General features: G+C 67.0%; 21 protein-coding genes. 10 read left to right on the top strand and 11 right to left on the bottom strand.

Annotated features, from left to right (window positions below; genetic code table 11):
* Positions 1-51 precede the first annotated feature (51 nt).
* The 3 genes from ASD87_RS18605 to ASD87_RS18595 all read right to left on the bottom strand — a co-directional run bounded on the left by ASD87_RS18605 (position 52) and on the right by ASD87_RS18595 (position 3213).
* Entirely contained in the window at positions 52-1005 is a 954-nt protein-coding gene (locus ASD87_RS18605) for a hydroxymethylglutaryl-CoA lyase (protein ID WP_056324929.1), read from the bottom strand.
* Positions 1002-2195, bottom strand: coding sequence for a CaiB/BaiF CoA-transferase family protein (locus tag ASD87_RS18600; protein ID WP_056324927.1), 1194 nt, complete (start codon positions 2193-2195; stop codon positions 1002-1004). Before ASD87_RS18600 ends, ASD87_RS18605 begins: the two co-directional genes overlap by 4 nt.
* A gap of 121 nt (positions 2196-2316) precedes the next feature.
* Positions 2317-3213 (bottom strand): LysR substrate-binding domain-containing protein, encoded by an 897-nt coding sequence (locus ASD87_RS18595; protein WP_056324924.1) that lies wholly within the window; start codon positions 3211-3213, stop codon positions 2317-2319.
* Positions 3214-3340: 127 nt separating this feature from the next.
* Between ASD87_RS18595 and trmB the strand changes: the two genes are divergently transcribed.
* The 4 genes from trmB to lysM all read left to right on the top strand — a co-directional run bounded on the left by trmB (position 3341) and on the right by lysM (position 6098).
* Positions 3341-4195 (top strand): tRNA (guanosine(46)-N7)-methyltransferase TrmB, encoded by an 855-nt coding sequence (trmB, locus tag ASD87_RS18590; RefSeq protein WP_056324922.1) that lies wholly within the window; start codon positions 3341-3343, stop codon positions 4193-4195.
* A complete protein-coding gene (pip, locus tag ASD87_RS18585) occupies positions 4195-5136 on the top strand; it encodes a prolyl aminopeptidase (RefSeq protein ID WP_056324918.1) in 942 nt (313 codons plus the stop codon). Before trmB ends, pip begins: the two co-directional genes overlap by 1 nt.
* An 11-nt stretch (positions 5137-5147) precedes the next feature.
* Positions 5148-5348, top strand: coding sequence for a sulfur carrier protein ThiS (gene thiS, locus ASD87_RS18580; RefSeq protein ID WP_056324916.1), 201 nt, complete (start codon positions 5148-5150; stop codon positions 5346-5348).
* 303 nt (positions 5349-5651) lie between these two features.
* Positions 5652-6098, top strand: coding sequence for a peptidoglycan-binding protein LysM (gene lysM, locus ASD87_RS18575; protein WP_056324913.1), 447 nt, complete (start codon positions 5652-5654; stop codon positions 6096-6098).
* Between the two features lie 115 nt (positions 6099-6213).
* Here lysM and ffh read toward each other — a convergent pair whose 3' ends face one another.
* Entirely contained in the window at positions 6214-7620 is a 1407-nt protein-coding gene (gene ffh, locus ASD87_RS18570; RefSeq protein ID WP_056324911.1) for a signal recognition particle protein, read from the bottom strand.
* Positions 7621-7727: 107 nt separating this feature from the next.
* On the opposite strand from ffh, the gene ASD87_RS18565 reads away from it, so the two are divergent.
* The 4 genes from ASD87_RS18565 (at position 7728) to ASD87_RS18550 (ending at position 10140) form a co-directional block, all read left to right on the top strand.
* On the top strand, positions 7728-8570 hold the full coding sequence (locus ASD87_RS18565; RefSeq protein ID WP_056324908.1) for an inner membrane protein YpjD: 843 nt from the start codon (positions 7728-7730) through the stop codon (positions 8568-8570).
* A 1-nt stretch (position 8571) separates the two neighbouring features.
* A complete protein-coding gene (locus ASD87_RS26985) occupies positions 8572-8826 on the top strand; it encodes a PP0621 family protein (protein ID WP_056324905.1) in 255 nt (84 codons plus the stop codon).
* A 93-nt stretch (positions 8827-8919) separates the two neighbouring features.
* A complete protein-coding gene (gene ampD, locus ASD87_RS18555) occupies positions 8920-9498 on the top strand; it encodes a 1,6-anhydro-N-acetylmuramyl-L-alanine amidase AmpD (protein ID WP_056324903.1) in 579 nt (192 codons plus the stop codon).
* A gap of 18 nt (positions 9499-9516) precedes the next feature.
* The gene (locus ASD87_RS18550) at positions 9517-10140 is read left to right on the top strand and encodes a glutathione S-transferase family protein (protein WP_056324899.1); all 624 of its coding nucleotides are present in this window, start codon (positions 9517-9519) and stop codon (positions 10138-10140) included.
* Between the two features lie 9 nt (positions 10141-10149).
* Here the strand turns inward: ASD87_RS18550 and ASD87_RS18545 are convergent, their stop codons facing one another.
* The 7 genes from ASD87_RS18545 to ASD87_RS18515 all read right to left on the bottom strand — a co-directional run bounded on the left by ASD87_RS18545 (position 10150) and on the right by ASD87_RS18515 (position 17859).
* Complete coding sequence (locus ASD87_RS18545) at positions 10150-11100, bottom strand: tripartite tricarboxylate transporter substrate binding protein (RefSeq protein WP_223573203.1); 951 nt, start codon at positions 11098-11100, stop codon at positions 10150-10152.
* Positions 11101-11181: 81 nt separating this feature from the next.
* Positions 11182-12603 (bottom strand): FAD-binding oxidoreductase, encoded by a 1422-nt coding sequence (locus ASD87_RS18540; RefSeq protein WP_056324894.1) that lies wholly within the window; start codon positions 12601-12603, stop codon positions 11182-11184.
* Positions 12600-13565: a 2-hydroxyacid dehydrogenase gene (locus ASD87_RS18535; RefSeq protein ID WP_056324892.1), complete on the bottom strand. Its 966-nt coding sequence runs from the start codon at positions 13563-13565 to the stop codon at positions 12600-12602. Before ASD87_RS18535 ends, ASD87_RS18540 begins: the two co-directional genes overlap by 4 nt.
* Positions 13562-14239, bottom strand: a complete 678-nt coding sequence (locus ASD87_RS18530; RefSeq protein WP_056324889.1) for an RraA family protein — start codon at positions 14237-14239, stop codon at positions 13562-13564. Before ASD87_RS18530 ends, ASD87_RS18535 begins: the two co-directional genes overlap by 4 nt.
* Before the next feature lie 38 nt (positions 14240-14277).
* Positions 14278-15252, bottom strand: a complete 975-nt coding sequence (locus tag ASD87_RS18525; protein WP_056324886.1) for a tripartite tricarboxylate transporter substrate binding protein — start codon at positions 15250-15252, stop codon at positions 14278-14280.
* 90 nt (positions 15253-15342) lie between these two features.
* Positions 15343-16377 carry an NAD(P)-dependent oxidoreductase gene (locus ASD87_RS18520; RefSeq protein ID WP_056324884.1) on the bottom strand — a complete coding sequence of 345 codons (1035 nt, stop codon included), beginning with the start codon at positions 16375-16377 and terminating at the stop codon, positions 15343-15345.
* 6 nt (positions 16378-16383) lie between these two features.
* Positions 16384-17859, bottom strand: coding sequence for an aldehyde dehydrogenase (locus tag ASD87_RS18515; protein WP_056324881.1), 1476 nt, complete (start codon positions 17857-17859; stop codon positions 16384-16386).
* 92 nt (positions 17860-17951) lie between these two features.
* Here ASD87_RS18515 and ASD87_RS18510 point away from each other — a divergent pair, with 92 nt between their 5' ends.
* Both ASD87_RS18510 and ASD87_RS18505 read left to right on the top strand, forming a co-directional pair.
* Positions 17952-18902 (top strand): LysR family transcriptional regulator, encoded by a 951-nt coding sequence (locus ASD87_RS18510; protein WP_056324879.1) that lies wholly within the window; start codon positions 17952-17954, stop codon positions 18900-18902.
* 191 nt (positions 18903-19093) lie between these two features.
* The gene (locus ASD87_RS18505) at positions 19094-21274 is read left to right on the top strand and encodes an ATP-binding protein (protein WP_082586351.1); all 2181 of its coding nucleotides are present in this window, start codon (positions 19094-19096) and stop codon (positions 21272-21274) included.
* Positions 21275-21558 lie beyond the last annotated feature (284 nt).

Below are 21558 nucleotides of genomic sequence, written 5' to 3'. Positions count from 1 at the left end.
TTTGTGGGTGGTGTCAGGTACTGCAGGTACTGCTGAAAAACGGCCGATCAATCAGGCGCCGGCCGGAAACCGTTCCGCCAGCCACGTCGGCGGCGCATGCAGGGCCAGCCTGGGGCCCGCCTGCAACAGCGCGTTGGACAGATCCCGCTGAACCAGGCCCGGCAGATTGCGGACAATGGCCAGCAGCGGTTCCAGCGACACGCCGGTCTGCACGCCCATGCACGCGAACATGTGGACCAATTCTTCGGTATTGACGTTGCCGCTGGCGCCCGGCGCATAAGGACATCCGCCCAGGCCGCCCGCCGCCGCGTCAAAGCGGGTGATGCCGGTCTGCCAGGCCGCGATGGCGTTGGCGAGCGCCATGCCGCGCGTGTTGTGCAAGTGAACGGTCAGCGGCGTGGCCGGCAGGCGGGCGGCAGCCTGTTCGCACAGCGCCCCCACTTGCGTCGGAAACGCCATACCCGTCGTGTCGCACAGCGTGATGCCGGCAGCGCCCGCATCGACCAGCCGCGCGGCCAGATCCAGCACCGTGTCGGGAGGCACGTCGCCGTCGAAGGGACAGCCGAAAGCGGTCGACAAGGACACGTTGCAAGGCGCGCCGGCCTTCGCCGCGGCAGCCAGCACCTGCGACAGCTCGGCAAACGACTGGTCGCGCGTCATGCGCAGGTTGGCGCGGTTGTGCGTCTCGCTGCACGACATGACCAGGTTCATTTCGTCGGTGCCGGCTTCCAGCGCGCGTTCCAGTCCGCGCACGTTGGGCACCAGCGCGGTGTAGATCACGCCGGGACGGCGGCTGATGCGCCGCATGACGTCGACGGCGTCGGCCAGGGCGGGAATGGCCTTGGGCGACGTGAAGCTGGTGACCTCGATGCGCGCGAAGCCGCATTCGGACAACGCATCCACGAAGGCGACCTTGTCGTCGGTGGACACCAGGGTCTTTTCGATCTGCAGGCCGTCGCGCGGGCCGACCTCGTTGATCTCGATGCGGGCGGGTCCGTGGTTCATGCAATCACTCCCTTGGCGCGCAGCGCGGCGCGCTGTGCTTCAGTCAGGCCAGCGGACGCCAGCACCGCGTCGGTGTGTTCGCCCAGCGTCGGCGCGCGCTCGCGCACCGCGCCGGGGTTGGACGACAGATACGGGAAGACGGCGGGCATCTCGACCTGCACGCCCGCGGCCGATTCCATCGACGTGATGGCGTTGCGGGCGCGGTAGTGCGGGTCTTTGGCGATGTCGGCCACCGAATAGATTCGGCCGGCCGGCACGCCCGCTTCCAGCATCGCGGCCAGCACGTCGTCGATCTGGCGTTGCTGCGTCCACGCGCCGATGGCGGCGTCGATCTCGTCCACGCGGCGCGCGCGTCCGTCGTTGTGCGCCAGCGCCGGATCCTGCCCCAGGTCGTCGCGGCCGATGCGAGCCATCAAGCGGGTGTAGATGGCGTCGCCGTTGCCGGCGATGAGCACGTAGCCGTCCTGGCAGGGATAGGCATTGGAGGGCGCGATGCCGGGCAGCGACGCGCCGGCAGGCTCGCGGACCGCGCCGAACACCGAATACTCGGGCAGCAGGCTCTCGCTGAGATTGAAAAGGCTTTCATACAGCGCGGTGTCGATCACCTGCCCCACGCCGCCCCGCGCATCGCGCTGGTACAGCGCCAGCATCACGCCCAGCGCGCCGTGCAGGCCGGCAATGGTGTCGCCCAGCGACAATCCGGCGCGCACCGGCGCGCGGCCCGGCTCGCCGTTCAGGTAGCGCAGCCCCGCCATGGCTTCGCCAATCGCGGCAAAGCCCGGTTCGCGCGCCTTCGGGCCGGTCTGGCCGTAGCCCGAGATGCGCAGCATGATGAGGCGGGGATTCAATTCGTGCAGCGCCTCCCACGACAGGCCCCACTTTTCCAGCGTGCCGGGGCGGAAATTCTCGATCAGCACGTCGGCCTCGCGCGCCAGCAGGCGCACGATGTCCTGGCCTTCCTGCTGGCGCAGGTCCACGCAGACCGACTGCTTGTTGCGCGACTGCGCCTCCCACCACACCGACGTGCCTTCGTGCAGAAGGCGCCATTTGCGCAGCGGATCGCCTTGGCCCGGAGGCTCGATCTTGATGACCTGCGCGCCAAAGTCGGCCAGGGTCTTGGCCGCAAAAGGCCCTGCGATGAGTTGTCCCAGTTCCAGCACACGAATGCCGGCAAGAATCTGCCCTGCCATATCGCCTCCCAGGCGCGTCCTACGGTAATGATGGGCGGCAGTGTGCGCGCAAAACGTCAGGATGCGGAATGGACAATCGGGGAAAGGGGCATTCCCGGAACGAGAAACCCCGGGCTAACCCTCAGCTCTCGCCGCGCAGATGGGCCAGCAGCAGCCGCGCGGCCACGGTGAGGGTGTCGGCGTCGCGCACGCCCAGCAGCAGCCAGCGGCGCGCCCATTCGTCGGTCAGCGGAATCAGGCGGATCGGCATGGATCGGGCGTGCGGCTCGGCGGCAATGCGCGGCAGGATGCCCACGCCGCGCGTGGCCGCCACCATGCGGCAGATGGCGTCAAAGCTGCGCACCTGAATGCGCAGCCGCATCGCCCGGCCCATGCGGCCGCTTTCCTCGGACAGGCGCGTGGCCAGCGACGTCGCGGGCGGCAGGCCCACGTAGTCGTAGGCCAGCGTGTCCGCGAAGGCGACCTGCGGTTCGGCCGCGAGCGGGTGGCGTTGCGGCACGATCAGCACCAGTTCGTCCAGGCGGTACGGGAAGGTGGCCAGGCCATCTGCCGGCGTGCGATCGGCAAACACGCCGATGTCCGCGCGGTTCTCCAGCACGGCGGTGACGATGTCGATGCTGTTCTGCTCTTCCAGGTCGATCCGCACCGCGGGGTGCTCGTCCATGAACGCGGCCAGGTCCTCAGGCAGGAACTGCGTCAGCGACGAGGTGTTGGCGGCGATCCGCACCTGCCCGCGCACCCCTTGCGCGAAGTCCGACAGCGCGCCGGCCATCTGTTCCACTTCCTGCAGCACGCGCAGCGCGTGCACCAGACACGCCTGGCCGGCGTCGGTCAGTTCCACGCCGGCGGCATTGCGGTACAGCAGGGGCGACCCGAGCGCCGCTTCCAGGTCGGAGATCCGCTTGCTGGCCGCGCCCACCGCCAGATGCGACTGGCGCGCGCCGGCCGAGATGCTTCCCTGGCGAGCCACGGAGACAAACAGGGCGAGCGTGACGAGGTCGATCCGGGCAACGTTCATGAAAAAGGACTACAGCACAGGGAAACCGGGCTGAAACTATAGCCGCAGGTAAGCGGGATAAATGTGTCCCTATTTTAGTCCTTCTGACCGGCTCCGCGCGGGCAAGCCTGCCACTACAATCCCGCCTATGAATACGAATAGCCCCACGAACACCCCCGCCAGCCCCCCTGCAGACACCGCCGCAGACGCGTCCACCCAGCCCGGCGTGAACCCTGCCGCCGCGCCCGCCGCTGCGCACGCCGCTGCGCCCGCCGCCGTCTCCGCCGAAACGCAGGCCGCGCTGGCCAGCGCCGCCTATGCGCCCAACAGCCCCGGCGCCACCCACATCCGCAGCTTCGTGCACCGTCGCGGCCACATCACGCAGGGCCAGCTTGCCGCGCTGGAGCGTCTGATGGGCCAATGGTCCATTCCCTACGCCCCCCGCCGCCTGGATCCGGCCGCCGCCTTCGGACGGCAGGCCCCGACGGTGCTGGAAATCGGCTTCGGCATGGGCGAGACCACCGAAAAGATCGCCCTCGCCCGGCCTGGCGACAACTTCCTGGGCGTGGAAGTCTTCAACGCCGGCGTCGGTTCGCTGCTGCGCCGCATCGAAGACTCCAGCATCCAGAACCTGCGCATCATCCAGCATGACGCCGTGGAGGTCGTGCGCGACATGATCGCTCCGGATTCCCTGGCCGGCGTGCACATCTACTTTCCGGACCCCTGGCCCAAGAAGCGCCATCACAAGCGCCGCCTGATCCAGCCCGCGTTCATCTCGCTGCTCGCCAGCCGCATCGCTCCCGGCGGCTACATCCACTGCGCCACCGACTGGGAAGATTACGCGGTGCAGATGCTGGAAGTGCTGAGCGGCGAGCCGCTCTTGAAGAACACCGCGGACGGTTACGCGCCGCGCCCCGACTACCGCCCCCTCACCAAATTCGAGACACGCGGCCTGCGCCTGGGCCACGGCGTCTGGGACCTGATCTTCAAGCGAGCCGCCTGATGCTCTATCCGCCGATCGAACCCTACCGTCAAGGCATGCTGGACACCGGAGACGGACACCAGATCTATTGGGAATTGTGCGGCAATCCCAACGGCAAGCCCGCCGTCTTCCTGCATGGCGGGCCCGGCAGCGGCTGCTCGCCCGTGCACCGGCAGTTGTTCGATCCGCAACGCTACAACGTGCTGCTCTTTGATCAGCGCGGCTGCGGCCGTTCGCATCCCCACGCCAGCCTGGACAACAACACCACGTGGCATCTGGTCGCCGACATCGAGCGCCTGCGCGAAGAAGTCATGGGCGCGGACAAGTGGCTGGTGTTTGGCGGTTCATGGGGGTCGACGCTGGCGCTGGCCTATTCGGAAACGCACCCGGCGCGCACCAGCGAGCTGGTGCTGCGCGGCATTTTCGGCCTGCGGCGCGCCGAGATCCAGTGGTTCTACCAGGAAGGCGCATCGTGGCTGTTTCCCGACCGCTGGGAAGGGTACCTGGCGCCGATCCCCGAAGCCGAGCGCGGCGACCTGGTCGCGGCGTACCACAAGCGCCTGACGGGCAGCGACCCCGCCGAGCAACTGCGTGCCGCCAAGGCCTGGAGCAAATGGGAAGACAGCACCATCACGCTGCTGCCCAGCCCGCGCCACCAGCAAAGCCATGCCGCCGACCGCGCGGCGCTGGCTTTTGCGCGCATCGAGAACCACTATTTCTTCAATGCCGGCTTCATGGAAGAAGGCCAGCTGATCCGCGACGCGCACAAGCTGCGCGGCATCCCGGGCACCATCGTGCAGGGCCGCTACGACGTGTGCACGCCCGCGCGCACCGCGTGGGACCTGCATCGCGCGTGGCCCGAGGCGCACTTTCATCTGGTGCCCGATGCCGGCCATGCCTTCGACGAACCCGGCACGCTGGCGCGCCTGATCGCCGCCACCGACGACTACGCCAAACAGTGAGGACCCCTGTCATGCACATCACTCTGAACGGAGACGCCCGCGAGTTCCCGCTGGACACCACGGTGAACGAACTGCTCGAAACGCTGGGCTATGCCGGCAAGCGCGTGGCCGTCGAACGCAACGGCGAAATCGTGCCCAAGAGCCAGCACGCCCAGACGACGCTGTCCGATGGCGACCAGATCGAAATCGTCGTGGCGGTGGGCGGCGGCTGACCGCTTTGTTTGCAGCGCCTCGGCGCCGCATCGCACGTCACCTTGAAGGCCGCTGACACACAGCGGCCTTTTTGCATGCCGCCCCGCGCATGAGGCGGCGTACACCCGCGGATACCAACGTCCTGCGAAGGTGCCAGCATTGTTGCGTAGTCTGGCAAGAGGCTAGCAACCTGTTACACCGCGCCCTCTCGTCGTACGGCAAATGTGCGAGTCATAATCGTTTCTGTCGCGCCGCCCTGCCCCCGGCAGGCGCCTTTGGAGCACGCAGGTTTTCTCACCGCAACATCGATAAAAGGAAACACTATGGGTCTGCTCAATTTCATCAAGGACGTTGGAGAAAAGCTCTTCGGCGCCAGCGAGGCCAAGGCCGCGACGGCGGAAGAATTGAAGAAAGAGCTCGATAAGCACGGCCTGAACGCGGATGGCCTGCAAATCACGGTGGACGGCGACAAGGTCACGGTCGCCGGTCAGGCTTTGAGCACCGAAGAGGCCGAGAAGATTTCGCTGGCGCTGGGCAACACCGTGGGTGTGGCCGCAGTGGACAACCAGTTGCAGGTCAAGCAGGCCACGCCGGAAGCCAAGATGTACACCGTGCAAAAGGGCGACAACCTGTGGAAGATCGCCGAAGCGCAATACGGCAAGGGCCAGGGCGCCAAGAACACGCTGATCTTCGAAGCCAACAAGCCCATGCTCACCAGCCCTGACAAGATCTACCCGGGCCAGGTGCTGCGCATCCCGCCGCTGTCGTAAGCGGCCCGCATTCCGACAATCCGGGGGACACCCATGCGTTCCCCGGCTTGTGTCGCGGCGCGGCGCCCCCTGCCCGCCGCGATTGCTTGGCCAGACGCAATGTCTGGCCATTTTTTTACTTCATTCCAAAACGGCCCAAGCCCTTCATGCCGCCCATGGCGCGCATCATCTTGGCCATGCCGCCCTTTTTCATCTGCTTCATCATGCCCTGCATCTGCTCGAACTGAGCCAGCAGGCGGTTGACCTCTTGGACCGGCACGCCGGAGCCGGCCGCGATGCGGCGCTTGCGCGAGGCCTTGATGAGTTCGGGCTTGGCGCGTTCGGCGGCCGTCATGGAATTCAGGATGCCTTCGGTGCGGCGAAGCTGCTTTTCAGCCTGGCCGCCCTGCAACTGACCCGCGGCCTGCTGGAACTGGGCGGGCAGCTTTTCAAGCAGCGAGCCCATGTCGCCCAGCTTTTTCACCTGGCCAAGCTGGTCGCGGAAGTCGTTCAGGTCGAACTTGTTGCCCGACTTGATCTTGGACGCGAGCTTCTGCGCCTCGGCGATGTCGATGTTCTTCTGCGCCTGCTCGACCAGCGAGACGATGTCGCCCATGCCCAGCACGCGCTGCGCCATGCGGTCCGGATAGAAGGGCTCCAGGCCATCCAGCTTTTCCGACACGCCGACGAATTTGAGCGGCTTGCCCGTCACGTGGCGCACCGACAGGGCCGCACCGCCGCGGGCATCGCCGTCCAGCTTGGTCAGGACGACGCCGGTCAGCGGCAGCGCTTCGGCAAAGGCGCGCGCGGTGTTGACCGCGTCCTGGCCCTGCATCGCGTCCACCACGAACAGCGTTTCCACCGGCTTGACCAGGTCATGCAGCGCGCGGATTTCGCGCATCATGGCCTCGTCGATACCCAGACGGCCGGCCGTATCCAGGATCAGCACGTCGTAATGATGGCGGCGCGCGTGATCCACGGCGCCGCGCGCGATGTCTTCGGGCTTCTGGCTGGGGTCGGAAGGCAGGAAATCCACGCCGACCTGCGCGGCCACGCTCTTTAGCTGGTCGATAGCGGCCGGACGATAGACGTCGGCGGACACCACCAGCACTTTTTTCTTGCCGGTCTTGCGGCCGTGCTGGGTATGCTGGCCCTCGGTGAGCCAGCGCGCCAGCTTACCGGTAGTGGTGGTCTTGCCGGCGCCCTGCAGGCCCGCCATCAGGATCACGGCGGGCGGCTGGACGGCGAGCGACAGTTCGTTGGCGTCGGCGCCCAGGTCGCCGCCCATGAGGGCGGTCAGTTCCTTGTGGACGACGCCGACCAGCGCTTGGCCCGGGCTGAGGCTGCCGGCGACTTCTTCGCCCAGCGCCTTTTCCTTCACCCGCGCGACAAAGTCGCGAACGACCGGCAGCGCGACGTCGGCTTCCAGGAGCGCCATGCGCACTTCGCGCAGCATCTCCTGCGTGTTGGCCTCGGTAAGGCGGGCTTCCCCGCGCAGCGTCTTGACGACACGCGACAGGCGTTGAGTTAGGTTATCGAGCATGAGAGGCGTTTCCGCTTAAACTAGTCGATTGAACGGTGGCCGCAGGCGCGGATTCTGCGCTTTCGGGTGACGTGCACCCCAAAGGCCCCATCCAGACAACGGTTTCTATGTCACTAGGCATTGTATTTCACACAGCGGCTGCCTTGGCGTACGCAGTGCTCGGGGGGTCGCTCTGGATCCGCCTGGCCGGCGCCAAGGAAGTGGAACAGACCGGCAAAATTGCCCGTCTGTGCCTGCTGGGCGCCCTGGTTCTCCATGGAATCGGGCTGCAACAATCGATGCTGGGCGCCCAGCACCTGTTCATCGGATGGGCGCTTGCCCTGTCCGCCGCCGTCTGGCTGGGCATGGTGGTGTTCTGGGTGGAAAGCCTGCTCGTGCGCATCGACGGCCTGCAGTTGCTGCTGCTGCCCGCCGCCGCCATCGCCAGCGGGCTTGCCGCCATCTTCCCGCAAGGGCAATTCGTGCCGCATGCCAACGACGCCTGGCTGCGCGTGCACCTCCTGATCGCCCTGGCGGCCTACGGGCTCATCACCATCGCGGCCCTGCACGCCATGATGATGGCTCTCCTGGACCGCCACCTGCACCGGCCCCTGGACGCGCCGGCCGAACGCAGCATCATCGGGCGCGTGCTCGATTCCCAACCGCCGCTGCTGGTGCAGGAGCAACTGCTTTTCCGCATCATCTGGATCGGGTTCGTCGTACTGACGCTGGCGGTGGGCTCGGGCTCGATCGCCTCCATGAAGCTGACCGGCAAGATCCTGCCGTTCGACCACAAGACCGTTTTCACGCTGCTGTCCTGGCTGACCTTCGGGGTCTTGCTGGCCGGGCGGCACGTCTGGGGCTGGCGCGGCCGCGTCGCCCTGCGCTGGACCCTGACGGGTTTCGGGTTTTTGATTCTGGCCTATACCGGCAGCCGGTTCGTGCTGGAAATGATTCTGCATCGAGGCTGACGTGGGCAAGTTGCTTTTCTGGATCGTTCTGATCATCCTGGTCCTGTTTGTTGCCCGCGTCGCCGGCCGCATGGCCGCGCAGCGGCAGGCCGGCCCGAAGAAAAAGGCGCAGGCCGACGCAGCCCCGCCCGCCCTGGAGACCATGGTGCGCTGCGCCCATTGCGGCATCCATCTGCCCCGCTCCGAGGCCTTGCTGCAGAACGGCCAGACCTGGTGCAGCGCCGACCACGCGCGCCTGGGCCCGGCCAAGCGCTGATCCCCATTCCTCTGGGCGGGCCAAGTGGCCGGATAGGGCAATCGGCGGGCCCACGGCATAATGGGCGCCGGAATCCTCACTCGCTCCCTCCCTATGCCTTTGCTCCTGGATCGACATGGCTGGCTGGCGCCGGCTCCGGGCGTTTCCCTATTGCGCTCGCCCAACTGCGACACGCGCCCCGCGGGCGCGCAGGTCTCGCTGCTGGTCCTGCACAACATCAGCCTGCCCCCGGGCAAGTTCGGCGGCCCCGAAGTCGCGGGCCTGTTCCTGAACACGCTCGACTACGGCTCGCATCCCTGGCTGGAACGCCTGCGCGGGCTGCGCGTGTCCGCGCACTTTTTCATTCGTCGCGACGGCGGCATCATGCAATTCGTCTCCACGGACCGGCGCGCCTGGCACGCCGGCGTGTCGCGCTTTGCGGGACGCGAGCGCTGCAACGATTTTTCCCTCGGCATCGAACTGGAAGGCACGGACACGCTGCCCTACACTGACGAGCAATACGCGTCGCTGCGCAAGCTGACCCACACGCTGCGTTCGCGCTATCCCCTGGTGGCCGCCCAGGGACACGAACATATCGCCCCGGGGCGCAAGACCGACCCCGGGCCGGCATTCGACTGGACGCGCTTCGGGCGCGACAGCGGCTTTGCGCGGCGGCACCTGCCGCCGGCCTGACCCTTGAAAGGATTGGCTATGTTGAAGATCTGGGGACGCCTGACATCCGTCAACGTTCAAAAAGTAATGCTGGCTGTACGCGAGCTGGCGCTGCCGCACACCTTTGTCCAGGCAGGCGGCCCCTACGGCGTGGTCGACACCGACGATTACGCGGCAAAGCTCAATCCCAACCGCCTGGTGCCGGTCATCGACGACGGCGGCTTCATTCTTTGGGAATCCAATGCCATCGTGCGCTACCTGGCGGCACGCTACGGCGTGGGCACGCTGTGGCCCGAGGATGTCTGCCTGCGCGCCGACGCCGACCGCTGGATGGACTGGCAGGCGACCGAATGGCAGCCGGCCATGGTGCCGGCATTTCTGGGCCTGATCCGCACGCCCGAAGAAAAGCGCGACAAGGCCGCCATCGAGAAATCCGTCCAGCGCTCGAACGCGCGCGCCCTGATTCTAGACCAGGCCCTGCAAGGCCGCGAGTTCATCGTGGGCCGCCATCTCACGATGGGCGACATCGCGCTGGTCGCGGCCGCCCATCGATGGCTCGCCATGCCGATTGAGCGGCCCGATACGCCCGCGCTATCGGCGTGGTACCGGCGGGTCATGATGCGCCCGGCCCCGCAAGGCGTGCTGACCTTGCCGCTGGCGTAATCGCGCGGGCTACTCCACCCAGGGCGTCTGGGCCCAGATCTGCCGCAGGCGCGCATCGTCGCCCTTCAGGCGCTCCTGCCACTGCGGCCCGTCCACGTAGTCCATTTCCGTGAACTGCTGCTTCATCTGGGTCTGGAACGCCGGATTGGCCGCCACCTTGCCCAGCGCCTGCCGCAGTTTTTCCGACACGTCGGCGGGGAGGCCCTTGGGTCCGACGATGCCGCGTTCCGAGGCAAACACCAGGTTCACGCCCAATTCCTTGAATGTGGGCACATCCGGGCCCAGCGGCGACCGCTTTTCGCTGGCCTGCGCCAACACCCGCATATTCTTGCCGTTGTAGGGCATGACCTCGCCCAGATTCAGGCCGCCAATGACGGTATGCCCACCCAGCACCGAGCTGCGCAAGGGGCCCGCGCCGTTGTACGGAACGTGATTGAGCTTGGTGCCCGTCTGCGCCTGGAACAACACCAGCGCCAGATGATCGTCGGTGCCCACGCCCGTCGATCCATAACTCACCGCATCCGGCCGTTCCTTGGCGGCGGCGATCAACGCCTGCAAGGTCTTGTACGGGCTGTCGCTGGCCACGCTGAACGCGCTGGGGTCGCGGACCAGGTTGGCCAGGTACGTGAAGTCATCGCCGGTGAAGCCCGCCTGACGCTCGATCGGCAGCGACACCAGCCCCGGCATGTTCGTCATTGCCAGCGTATAGCCGTCCGGCTTGGCGCGCGCCACGTAGGACAGGGCGATCGCGCTGGACGCGCCCGGCTTGTTCTGGACAACGACGGTCGTGCCCAGTTCCTTTTCCAGGAAGACGGCCAAGGCACGGGCCGTCAGGTCGGTGCCGCCGCCGGGCGCAAACCCGACCACCAGTTCGATGGGCCGGTCGGGCCAGGCCCATGCCGGCAAAGCGGCGCAAAGGCCGGCAACGGACAGCGCGGCGCGCGCGAGGGTCTTGCTCATCAGCAACATTTTCTTGTCTCCAGTTGTTATGTCATTGGGCCGGAAGGCCGTCATTGAAATGGTGCGCGCCGTCGTGGCGCGCTACGCCAAGGCGCGATCTGCCGAGGCGGACAGCACCTTGCCGGGATTCATCAGCCCTTGCGGGTCCAGGGCATGCTTGATGCGTCGCATCAGGTCCAGTTCCACGGGACTCTTGTATCGCTCCAGGTCGAGCACCCGGCGTTGGCCGATCCCCTGCTCGGCGCTGATAGACCCGCCGGCCTCGTGCACGCGGTCGTGGACGAGCCGCTGGATCGCCGATTCCGGCACGTCCTGCGGCGGCAGCAGGTTGTAATGCAGATTGCCGTCGCCCAGATGGCCGAACACGCGCATGCGCACGCCGGGAAACGCCGTGGCCAAGGCACGGTCGGTGGCCCGCACAAAGGCAGGGATGCGTGAGGCGGGCAGCGAGATGTCATGTTTGACACACGCGCCGGCCTTGGCCAGCGCCAGGGTGATGCTCTCGCGCAGGTGCCAGAATGCGGCGCTTTGCGCGCCGGACACCGACACTGCCGCATCCAGCGCCTCGCCGGCCTCCAGCGCGGCCGCCAGCACGGCCTCCAGCCGCGTCTGCGCGTGCGTTTCGTCCTCGCTGTCCGATAGCTCCAGCAGCGCACACCATGCGTCCGCCGGCAGATCGGCGAATGGCAGGCGCTGCTGCGGGAAAGCCTGGACCACGTCACGCAGGCACGCCGCCGACATCACTTCAAATGCGGTCAGTCCGGCGCCAAAGCCCGCGCGGGCGCGTTGCAGCAGTTGCAGGGCCTGCTCAAGGCTGGCGACCGCGATCAGCGCGGTTCGCTGCGCGACCGGCAACGGATACACCTTGAGCACCGCCGCGGTGATGATGCCCAGCGTGCCCTCGCTGCCGATGTACAGATCGCGCAGGTCGTAGCCCGTGTTGTCCTTGCGAAGGCCGCGCAGGCCATGCCAGATCTCACCCTGCGGGGTGACGACTTCCAGTCCCAGCGCAAGCTCGCGCGCGTTCCCGTAACGCAGCACCTGCGTGCCGCCCGCGTTGGTGGCCAGATTGCCGCCAATGGTGCAGCTTCCTTGCGCCCCCAGCGATAGCGGGAAGAGCCGGCCCGCCTGGCGCGCAGACGCCTGTACCGACTGCAGCACACAACCCGCTTCGACTGTGATGGTGTCGTTGTCCAGATCCAGGGCGCGCACCCGGTTCATGCGCGCCAGCGACAGCACCACGGCAGAACCGCTGACGTCCGGCGTGGCGGCTGCCACCTGTCCGGTGTTGCCGCCTTGCGGGACGATCGGGAACCCGGCTGCCGCGCACAGACGAACGACTTGCGCGACTTCGCCGGTATCGCCCGGCCGCAACACCGCCATGGCCCGGCCCGTCACGGCCTGGCGCCAATCGGTCAAATAGGGCTGGGCATCCGCGCCCGTCAGCACGTTCGCCTCGCCCAGGCAGGCAGTCAACGCCGCCCGCAGCGCAGCCGGGGTCATGCCGGCATCTCCCGGTCGGCGATCGGCGTGACCAGCGCGCCGCTGCGCAGAAACGCTGTGACATTATCGAAAACCAGATCCGCCATCGCGGCCCGCGTCTCGTGCGTGGCGCTGCCCGCATGCGGCATCAGGGAAACCTGGTCCAGATCGGCAAAATCGGCGGCATCGGTGGGCTCCTGCTCCAGCACATCCAGGCCGGCGCCGCCCAGCTCGCCCGAGCGCAACGCCGCCAGCGCCGCCGCCTGGTCCACGACGCTGCCGCGCGCGATGTTGACCAGAATCCCTCGCGGGCCCAGCGCGCGAATGACGGGCGCATTGACCAGATGCCGCGTGGCGGCCCCGCCCACGCAGGCCACCACCAGAAAGTCGGCCCACGCGGCCAGGTCCACCAGGGATGCTTCGTAGGGGTATGGCGACTGCGGCCTGGGGCTTCGATTGTGATAGCGCACCTGCATGTCGAAGCCCGCGCCCCGGCGGGCGATCGCTTCACCGATGCGGCCAAGTCCCAGGATGCCGAGCCGCTTGCCCGATACCCGGGTCGCAACCGGAAATTGCCCGATGGCGCGCCACTGGCCCGTCTTCACGTAGCGGTCGCCCACGGCGGTACGCCGGGCCGCCGAAAGCATCAGCGCCCACGCCAGATCGGCGACGCAGTCGTCCAGCACGTCGGGGGTGACACTGATCCCGATGCGCCGGTTGGCGGCGGCGCGCAGGTCCAGGGTGTCGTAACCCACCCCCCAGCTGCACACGGCCTGCAGATTCGGCAACGCGTCGAACATCGGCTGCGTGAATCCATGCCGGACTGACGTCACCGCGACCCGCGGCTCCACCAATTCGTCGCCAAATGCCGCCAGGCCCAGCGGCTCCCGCCAGGCCTGCAGGACGCGGTAATGGGCGGCCAGGCGCGCATCGAACGCGGCGCCCAGCGATGTGACCTGCACCACCTCGTAGCGGGCAGTCACGCACGGCCTCCGGTGCTGGCGGGAATGTAGTTGGCCGCGGCGGCGGCCTCAGCGAATGACAGGCCGTCCCGAATGCCGCGCTCCACCCGCTCATCCACCTCCAGCGCGTGCTTCGCCGCCGCCAGCACATCCTGCAACCGCGCACGCGGCACAACGACCAGCCCGGTGTCGTCGCCAACGACGAGATCGCCCTCGGCGACCTGCACGCCGCCGATGGTGACGGGATCGCCCATGGCCTGCAGGCGCAGGCGTGTCTTGCCGGTCAACGGGGTGACATGGCGGCTCGCCAGCCACAGTCCGGTCGCACGGATTTCATCGACGTCGCGGCAGGCGCCATCGATGACGACAGCGGTTGCCTGGCGCCGCGAGGCGGCCAACGAGGCAATGCCGCCGAAAGTGGAAATGCAGGTCCCCCCTGCGTCCACCATCAGCACGCGCCCGGGGCCTGTGGCGGCCACCAGGCGTCCCACCGCGAAATCGGCGCGGCCGAAGTCTCCCAGGCCGCCCCAGACGTGGCGCGCGGTGACGGCAAAGCCAGCGATACGGCCTTGCCCGCCCCGGCGCTCAATGCCCTGCACCACGCCGGCAATGCCCAGCGTATCCATCGCATCGGCCCAGGTGCTGGTGCCGATGGCGGCGCAGCGCGCCAGCAGTTCTTGATCGTTGTCGCTCATTCAGTAGGTTCTCCCGTCGGTATCGACCGTGCGGCCGCTCAGTCGATCTGTGCGCCGGAGAGCTTGACGCCCTCGGCCCACCGCTTCGCCTCGTCGTTGATGAAGGCCTGGAACTGCTGGGGCGAGCTGTTGTTCACATCGCCGCCCATCTCCTGCAGCCGCTTGGTCATTTCGGGCGTGGCCACGACGCGGGCGACATCCTGGTAGATCTTCTCGCGCAGGGCGTCCGGCATGCTGGCCGGCGCGAAAAGGCCAAACCAGGTCGCGGCCTCGAAGTTCTTCATGCCCGCCTCGGCCATCGTCGGGACCTGCGCGATGGCCTCGACACGGCGCGGATGCGCCAACGCGATGGCGTTGAGCTTGCCCGACTGGATATGGGGCAGCGCGGCCGACAACGTGACGAAGGCCATCTGCACCTGTCCGCCTATCAGGTCGGTCAGCATCGGCGCATCGCCGCGGTACGGCACATGGACCAGCTTGATTCCCGTCCTGGCCTTGAACAATTCGCCCGTCAGGTGCTGCGGCGTGCCGTTGCCGGTGGACGCCAGGCTCAACCCCTGCGGCGCGGCCTTGGCGTACTTGATCAGATCGTCCAGGGTCTTGACCGGCAGCGAGGGCGAGGTCACGAGCACCAGAGGAATCGTGGACGTGAGCGTCAGCGGCGCGAAATCCTTCAAGGGATCGTAGTTGAGCTTCTTGTACAGGCTGGCGCTGATGGTGTGGGCGGCCGTCGTCATGTAGAGCGTGTAGCCGTCGCCGGGCGAACGCGCCACCTGCTCGGCGGCCACCGTGGTGCCCGCGCCTGGCCGGTTGTTGACGATGACCTGCTGCCCCCATGCGGCCGGCAGCTTCTCCGCGATCAGACGCGCGATGACGTCCGTGGCCCCGCCGGCTGGATACGGCACCACCAGCGTCACGGGCTTGTCGGGGTAGCCCGCTACCTGCGCCGCGGCCCCACCCAATGCCAGCCCCATGCCGATGGCCACGCCGGCAATGCAATGTCGCAACTTCATTGTCCTGTCTCCTGTGGATGTCGTTATCGTGACTACTGAAGTACGTACTGCCCGCCCCGGCGCTCTATGGCGCCGTGAGCGCATTCCTCCTTACGGCGTCTGCACGGCCTCCTGCGCCTCGCGCCAGGCCAGCAGCCGGTTCACGCCCTCCGCCATGCCGACCCGAGGATGCCAGCCGATATGCTGGCCGGCCAGGTCATGCGGGATGTGGAAGGCGCCGCCCGATGTCAGGCGCACCGTGCCGGGCGGATCCGGCTTGATTTCGGGCTGCAGGTCGCTCTTGCAGTAGTCCAGCACCAGCCGCACCAGTTCGCCGGTGGTGATGGGCGCCGGCCCCGACACATTCACCGCGACATCGGTGGCGGCGCTTTCAAAGGCGGCCACGTTGGCGCGCGCCACGTCCGAGACGTGCACGAAATGCTTGGTGTCCGTGCCGTCGCCCGGCAACACGGGCCGCTCGCCCTTGCGCACGCGGTCGTAGGTTTCCATGATGTACAGGGAATTGGCGGCGCGGTAATGCTGCCGTTCGCCGTAGACCGTGGAGTAGCGCAGCACCACGTAGTCCAGCCCGGCCTTCTGGTAGTACTGGCGGCATAACTGCTCGCCCATGATCTTGGACGCGCCATACAGGATGGCCGCGGGAGGCGCGCCCACCGAATGGAAGGGGCCGTTCTCGACCAGCGCGCCCGCAATGCCGGTGCCATAGCCATACACGGCATTGGACGAGGCGAAGACGATCTTCTTCACTTTGTTGGCGCGGCAGGCCTCCAGCATGTTCTGCGCGCCACGGATGTTCACGTCCACGGCCTGCCAGGGCGTCTGGGCAAAACCCAGCGTCATGTAGGCGGCAAGGTGCAGCACGCCGTCCACGCCCTCGGTGGCAGTCAGCAGATCGGGAAGGCGCATCAGGTCGCCGCGCACCACTTTCACGCGGGGGTTGTCCTGCAGATGCGCGATCGCCTCTGGCGTGCCAAACGCGAAGTTATCCAGCAGGATGACCTCCTTGACGCCGGCCGCCAGCAACGCGTCGGCCGTGTGGGAGCCCACCAGGCTGGCCGCGCCGGCAATCAGGATGCGCGCGTCGGCCAGGGACAGCGCCGCGCCTTGTTTCTTTTCAGTCGTCATGTTTGCTCAAAGTCCCATCGGTTTGTCGTGCATGCCCCAGTACAGGCTCTTGACCTGGCTGTAGAGGCGCAGGCCGTGCAGGCCCTTCTCGCGCCCGATGCCGCTGGCCTTGAAGCCGCCGAACGGGGTCGCGATATGCGATTGCTTGTAGGTGTTGATCCAGATGGAGCCGGCCTCGATCTCACGCGCCACGCGCCAGGCGCGGGCGTAGTCGCCGGTCCACATGCCCGCGGCCAGGCCGAAGGCAGTGTCGTTGGCCTGCTGGACCACATCGTCCTCGTCCTCAAAAGGCAGCGCCACCAGCACCGGTCCAAAGATTTCTTCCTGGCACACGCGGGCGCCGTTGCCCAGCCCATCGATCACGGTCGGCAGGTAGAACCATCCGTTGGCCAGTTCGGCCTGCGTGGGCGCCGCGCCGCCGACCAAGACTTTCCCGCCCTCGGCACGGCCGATGTCCACATAGCCCGCCACCTTGTCCCGATGCGCGCGAGAGACCAGCGGCCCCATCTGCGTGGATGAATCGTCGGGCAGGCCGACGCGGACCTGCCGCGTGCGCTCCACCAGCGCCTGCATGAAACGCCCGTAAATGGACTTCTGCACGAACAGTCGCGACCCCGCCACGCAGCTCTGGCCGGCCGACCCGAAAATACCCGACACCACGCCTGCCACCGCGCGATCCAGGTCCGCATCGTCAAAGACGATATGCGGCGACTTGCCGCCCAGTTCCAGTCCGACCGGAATCAGGCGCTGGCCCGCGATGCCACCAATGGCGCGGCCGGTTTCGGTGCCCCCCGTGAACGACACCATGCGCACGCCGGGATGCCTGACCAGCGCCGCGCCCACGTCTTCGCCATGGCCGGGCAGGACGGTCAGCAGACCTTCCGGCAGTCCCGCCTCGGCGCAGATGCGGGCCAGTTCCAGCGCCAGTTGCGGCGTTTCCTCGGACGGCTTGATCAGCACCGCGTTGCCCGCGGCCAGCGCGGGCGCGGCCTTCTGCGCTTCGTTCATGATCGGCGAGTTCCAGGGCGTGATGGCCGCGATCACGCCAAAGGGCTCGGCCAAGGCCATGGAAAAGTATTCCCCGCGCGGCGACGTCATCTCGTTCTGCCACGTCTCGCACACGGCGGCGTAATAGCGGAAATGCCCGGCCGCGCTGTCGACCATGTTCAGGCATTCCTTGTAGGGCTTGCCGCTGTCCAGCATCTGCAGGCGCGCCAACGGCTCGCGCTCGGCGGACAGGCGGCGCCCGATTTCGTACAGCGTGGCGGCGCGCTGGTCGGGACGCAGCTTGCGCCAGGGCTTGTTTTGATATGCGTCCCAGGCGACGGCAACAGCGGTGTCAACGTCCTGCGGCAGCGCGCGCGTGACGATGCCGGCGATGCTGCCGTCGGCCGGGTTGATGGAGGTGATGACGGCGTCGCCGTCTTGGCTCTGGCGCCAGTTGGCGCCCAGCCGGAAGGGCTTGTGGCTCGATGCGTCCATAACGTCTATGAATCCGGAGGGCTTCGGTAGACGTCATCATCGTCCGGTCAATTATTAGACACAAATAGATATTTCTTCACTATTATTAGCCGATGGCTATCAATATCAAATACCGGCCGCTCAAGGCTTTTCTGCTCGCGGTGGACACCGGCTCTTTCACCCACGCGGCCAATCACCTCGGCGTGACGCAACCTTCGTTCACCGCCCTGATCCAGGACCTTGAAGAAGTGCTCGGCCTGCGGTTATTCGAACGCACCACACGCAGCATCAGCCTGACCTCGGCCGGACAGGACTTTTATGCCCGCGTGCAGCGGCCCATCGCCGACCTCGAAGAGGCCTACCGCAGCTTGGCGGATCTGGCTGCCGTGCGGCGCGGCAACGTGGCGTTGGGCGCCCTGCCCTCGGCCGCTCTGACACTTCTGCCCGCCGCCACCGGCACGCTGCGCCAGGCGCATCCGGCGCTGAAGGTGCGTGTGGTCGAGGCCCACAACGACGAACTGGTCGCCCTTTTGCGCACCAACCAGATCGAGTTCGCCGTGGCCGCGCAGGCCGAGCCGGCGTCCGACCTGACGTTCACTCCCTTGGGCGAGGACTGCTTTTGCGCCGTCTTTCCCGCTGGCCACCCGCTGGGCGAGGCGCCGGGGATGCTGCACTGGCGCGACGTGCTGCGCTACGACCTGATCCTGCTCTCGCAGGGGTCCCATGCGCGCCAGCAGTTCGACCGCGCCGTGCGCGATGAGGTCGGGGCGCCGACCACCGCGCTGCGCTACGACGTCACGCACATGGGCACGGCGGCCGGCATGGTGCGCCAGGGGCTCGGCGTCAGTGTGCTGCCGCGGCTGGCGCTGCCGGAGCTGAACCTGTCCGGCCTTCTCTGCACGCCCCTCTGTGACGCGTCGGCGCGCCGCTATATCGGCGTGCTGCATCGCCGCGACCGCACGCTGTCGCCGGCCGCGCAGGCGCTGGTCGAACAACTGGAGACGGCAATGGCCCACATCCAGCAGCGGCTGTTGCCATTGCCCCCGATCACTGCGGACGCCTGAAAGAACTCGACAACTGCGCGACGATCCGTGACGGCTGACCGACAAATTGCAACACTCGCGGGGCGGGATCCATGTAAATATTTAAAGCCGTCGTCAGGCGCACACCGCGGCGACACAGGCCAAACGCCTCCATCCTTGCATCGTTCCCGCCAGATGACTGATGCGTTGGGGGCACCAGGAAGGAGACTTGCTTGACTTGCCCGCCGCCAGAATCCGCAAGCCACACTGCGCTGCATGAAGCGCAACGCCAGATCCTGCTTTCATCGGCGTCCGGCACGCCGGCCAAGGCATGCCTGGAGGCGCTTACCGATGCCGTCGGCCGCTTGCTTCCCGACGCGCGCGCCTGCGTCATTCTGGCCGGCGCGGGCCGCGCCACCGTGGACGACGGATACTCCTCGCAATTGCCTGCCGAATTCGCCGCGGGCCTGCGCGGACAATCGATCGATCAGGCGCTCTTCGCGCCGGGCCTTGCCGCGCGGTGTGATCAGCCAACGGGCTGCCTCGATATCGAGGACGCGGCGATGTGGGCGGCGCCTTGGCAATCCCTTTGCGCGCAACACGGTATCCGGGCCTGCCACGCCCAACCCGCACAGGCTGCCGATGGTGCGCCCGTCGGCTGGTTTCTGTTGTTTCTGCCTCAGGCTGCTGCGTTGAGCACCTGGGAGCAGCGTGTCGCGGAGTTCGGCGCGTTGGCCGCCAGCATCGTGGTCGAACGGGACCGCGCGGCCGCGCATCTTCGGCATGAAGTCCACGCCCTGGCCAGACTGCAGGCGCTGAGCGCCGAACTCGTCGGCCCCGGCGAATTCGAACCGCTTCTGAAAAAAATCCTCGCCGCCGCGGCCGACATTTCCGGCACCGAGAAAGGCAACATCCAGATCTACGACCCCGCCAAGAACACGTTGCGCATTGCCGTGCACCAAGGCCTGAGTGCACGCCTGGTCGAGCATTTCGCGGAGGACGGCTGGGTCGCAAGCTGCGCCGAGGCTGCCCAGAACCTGGAGCGGCTGGTAGTGCCCGACGTGGAACTGCTGACGGACCTGCAAGGCACCCTGGGGCTCGAGATCGTCATGGAGGACAACATCCGGTCGATCCAATGCACGCCGCTGCTCAGCCGCAGCGGCCAGCTGCTCGGCATGCTCAACAACCATTACACGTGGCCCGGCGGCCCCACCCCGGAGGCGCTGCGCTACATCGATCTGCTTGCGCGGCAGGCCGCCGAACTGCTCGAACGTCATATCGCGGAATCGGAACTGGCGCGTGAACGGCGGCACAAGGACGAATTCCTGGCGGTGCTGGCGCATGAGTTGCGCAATCCGCTTGCCGCCCTGCGCAACATGCTCGAGGTGCTCAAGCGCGCCGAACGCGATCCCGCCATGACGGCACGCGCCCGCGAAGTCATGGACCGCCAGTTGCGCCAACTGGTCAGGCTGGTCGACGACCTGCTCGACGTCAACCGCATCAACCGCGGCAAGCTGGAGCTTCGCCTCACCTCCCTCATGCTGGACTCGGTCCTGCAGCACGCGATCGAGGCTTGCCGCCCCGCCTTGGAACAACACGGGCACCGGCTGAGACTGGTGCAGCCGGACGCGCAGATCACGCTGCAGGGCGACGCCGAGCGCTTGACGCAAGTCTTCGGCAACCTGCTCTCAAACGCGGCCAAATACACGCCTCCCGGCGGCGACATCGAGCTCTTCGTCGACCCGGGCCAGGACAGCGTCGACGTCACGGTCCGCGACAACGGCTCGGGCATTCCACCCGACCAGCTCGACCGGATCTTCGAGATGTTCACGCAGGTCGACCGGACGCTCGAACGCGCGCAGGGCGGCCTGGGCATTGGCCTCATGCTCGTCAAGCGCCTGGTGCAAATGCATGGCGGCACGGTGCGCGCCCATAGCGAAGGCCAAGGCAAAGGCAGCACATTCGTCGTCCGGCTGCCTGTCACCTGCATCCAGGCAGCCGCACCCGAGCAATCCACCAGCGCGCTGTCGCCCATCGCGCGCAAGGTGCTGGTGGTCGACGACAACCGCGACGCGGTCGAATCAATGGTCGCCGTGCTTGCCCTGGAAGGCCACGACGTCACTGCCGCTTACGACGGCGAAGAAGCCATTGCCCTTGGCAACCAGGTCCGTCCGCAGGTGATCCTCATGGACATCGGCATGCCCGGCATGACAGGCCACGAGGCCTGCCGCCACATGCGAACCCTCGACTGGGGCGAGCACGCAACGATTCTTGCGCTGAGTGGCTGGGGCCAGGAAGAGGACCGCCGGGAGTCGATGGAAGCCGGCTTCGATGCGCATCTGGTCAAGCCAGTGGATATGGACGTGCTGCTGGAGATGCTGTCTACGATCGAGCGGCGGGGTGGTCGGGGATAGGGGCAAGCATTGCAATCCGCGCTTCAGCGGTGATCAGACTGCAATATCCCTCCCTGACGGTTTTCAAGGCGTTCACTGGCCGACGCCCGGCGCACGCGCGCCTGCAAATTTCGAATATTTCCTAAGTCGAAAAATCTGCCTTCGTCAGATACTTGCCGCCAATGCCTGGCAGCCGGCGGACCACGCACACACAAGCCTCGGTCAATCGCTCAGCCAAGGACTCACTCGCGGTGTCTGCGGCCCACACTGCGCCGCACGCACGTATCGACGAAGGAGCCTTCAGA

It is taken from the genome of Achromobacter sp. Root170 (assembly GCF_001428165.1).
Taxonomy (GTDB): Bacteria; Pseudomonadota; Gammaproteobacteria; order Burkholderiales; family Burkholderiaceae_B; genus Achromobacter; species Achromobacter mucicolens.
The sequence above is the reverse complement of the archived record's forward strand: the minus strand, read 5'-3'. Positions and strand labels throughout refer to the sequence as shown.

What these genes read in the sequence shown, in the direction of transcription:
- ASD87_RS18600 (WP_056324927.1), bottom strand. Translation starts at nt 2,195, where the DNA reads ATGGCAGGGCAGATTCTTGCCGGCATTCGTGTGCTGGAACTGGGACAA.
- ffh (WP_056324911.1), bottom strand. Translation starts at nt 7,620, where the DNA reads ATGCTCGATAACCTAACTCAACGCCTGTCGCGTGTCGTCAAGACGCTG.
- ASD87_RS18565 (WP_056324908.1), top strand. Translation starts at nt 7,728, where the DNA reads ATGTCACTAGGCATTGTATTTCACACAGCGGCTGCCTTGGCGTACGCA.
- ASD87_RS18520 (WP_056324884.1), bottom strand. Translation starts at nt 16,377, where the DNA reads ATGACGACTGAAAAGAAACAAGGCGCGGCGCTGTCCCTGGCCGACGCG.
- ASD87_RS18515 (WP_056324881.1), bottom strand. Translation starts at nt 17,859, where the DNA reads ATGGACGCATCGAGCCACAAGCCCTTCCGGCTGGGCGCCAACTGGCGC.
- lysM (WP_056324913.1), top strand. Translation starts at nt 5,652, where the DNA reads ATGGGTCTGCTCAATTTCATCAAGGACGTTGGAGAAAAGCTCTTCGGC.
- ASD87_RS18510 (WP_056324879.1), top strand. Translation starts at nt 17,952, where the DNA reads ATGGCTATCAATATCAAATACCGGCCGCTCAAGGCTTTTCTGCTCGCG.
- ampD (WP_056324903.1), top strand. Translation starts at nt 8,920, where the DNA reads ATGCCTTTGCTCCTGGATCGACATGGCTGGCTGGCGCCGGCTCCGGGC.
- ASD87_RS18540 (WP_056324894.1), bottom strand. Translation starts at nt 12,603, where the DNA reads ATGACCCCGGCTGCGCTGCGGGCGGCGTTGACTGCCTGCCTGGGCGAG.
- thiS (WP_056324916.1), top strand. Translation starts at nt 5,148, where the DNA reads ATGCACATCACTCTGAACGGAGACGCCCGCGAGTTCCCGCTGGACACC.
- ASD87_RS18530 (WP_056324889.1), bottom strand. Translation starts at nt 14,239, where the DNA reads ATGAGCGACAACGATCAAGAACTGCTGGCGCGCTGCGCCGCCATCGGC.
- ASD87_RS18545 (WP_223573203.1), bottom strand. Translation starts at nt 11,100, where the DNA reads ATGAGCAAGACCCTCGCGCGCGCCGCGCTGTCCGTTGCCGGCCTTTGC.
- trmB (WP_056324922.1), top strand. Translation starts at nt 3,341, where the DNA reads ATGAATACGAATAGCCCCACGAACACCCCCGCCAGCCCCCCTGCAGAC.
- ASD87_RS18525 (WP_056324886.1), bottom strand. Translation starts at nt 15,252, where the DNA reads ATGAAGTTGCGACATTGCATTGCCGGCGTGGCCATCGGCATGGGGCTG.
- ASD87_RS18550 (WP_056324899.1), top strand. Translation starts at nt 9,517, where the DNA reads ATGTTGAAGATCTGGGGACGCCTGACATCCGTCAACGTTCAAAAAGTA.
- ASD87_RS18605 (WP_056324929.1), bottom strand. Translation starts at nt 1,005, where the DNA reads ATGAACCACGGACCCGCCCGCATCGAGATCAACGAGGTCGGCCCGCGC.
- ASD87_RS18595 (WP_056324924.1), bottom strand. Translation starts at nt 3,213, where the DNA reads ATGAACGTTGCCCGGATCGACCTCGTCACGCTCGCCCTGTTTGTCTCC.
- pip (WP_056324918.1), top strand. Translation starts at nt 4,195, where the DNA reads ATGCTCTATCCGCCGATCGAACCCTACCGTCAAGGCATGCTGGACACC.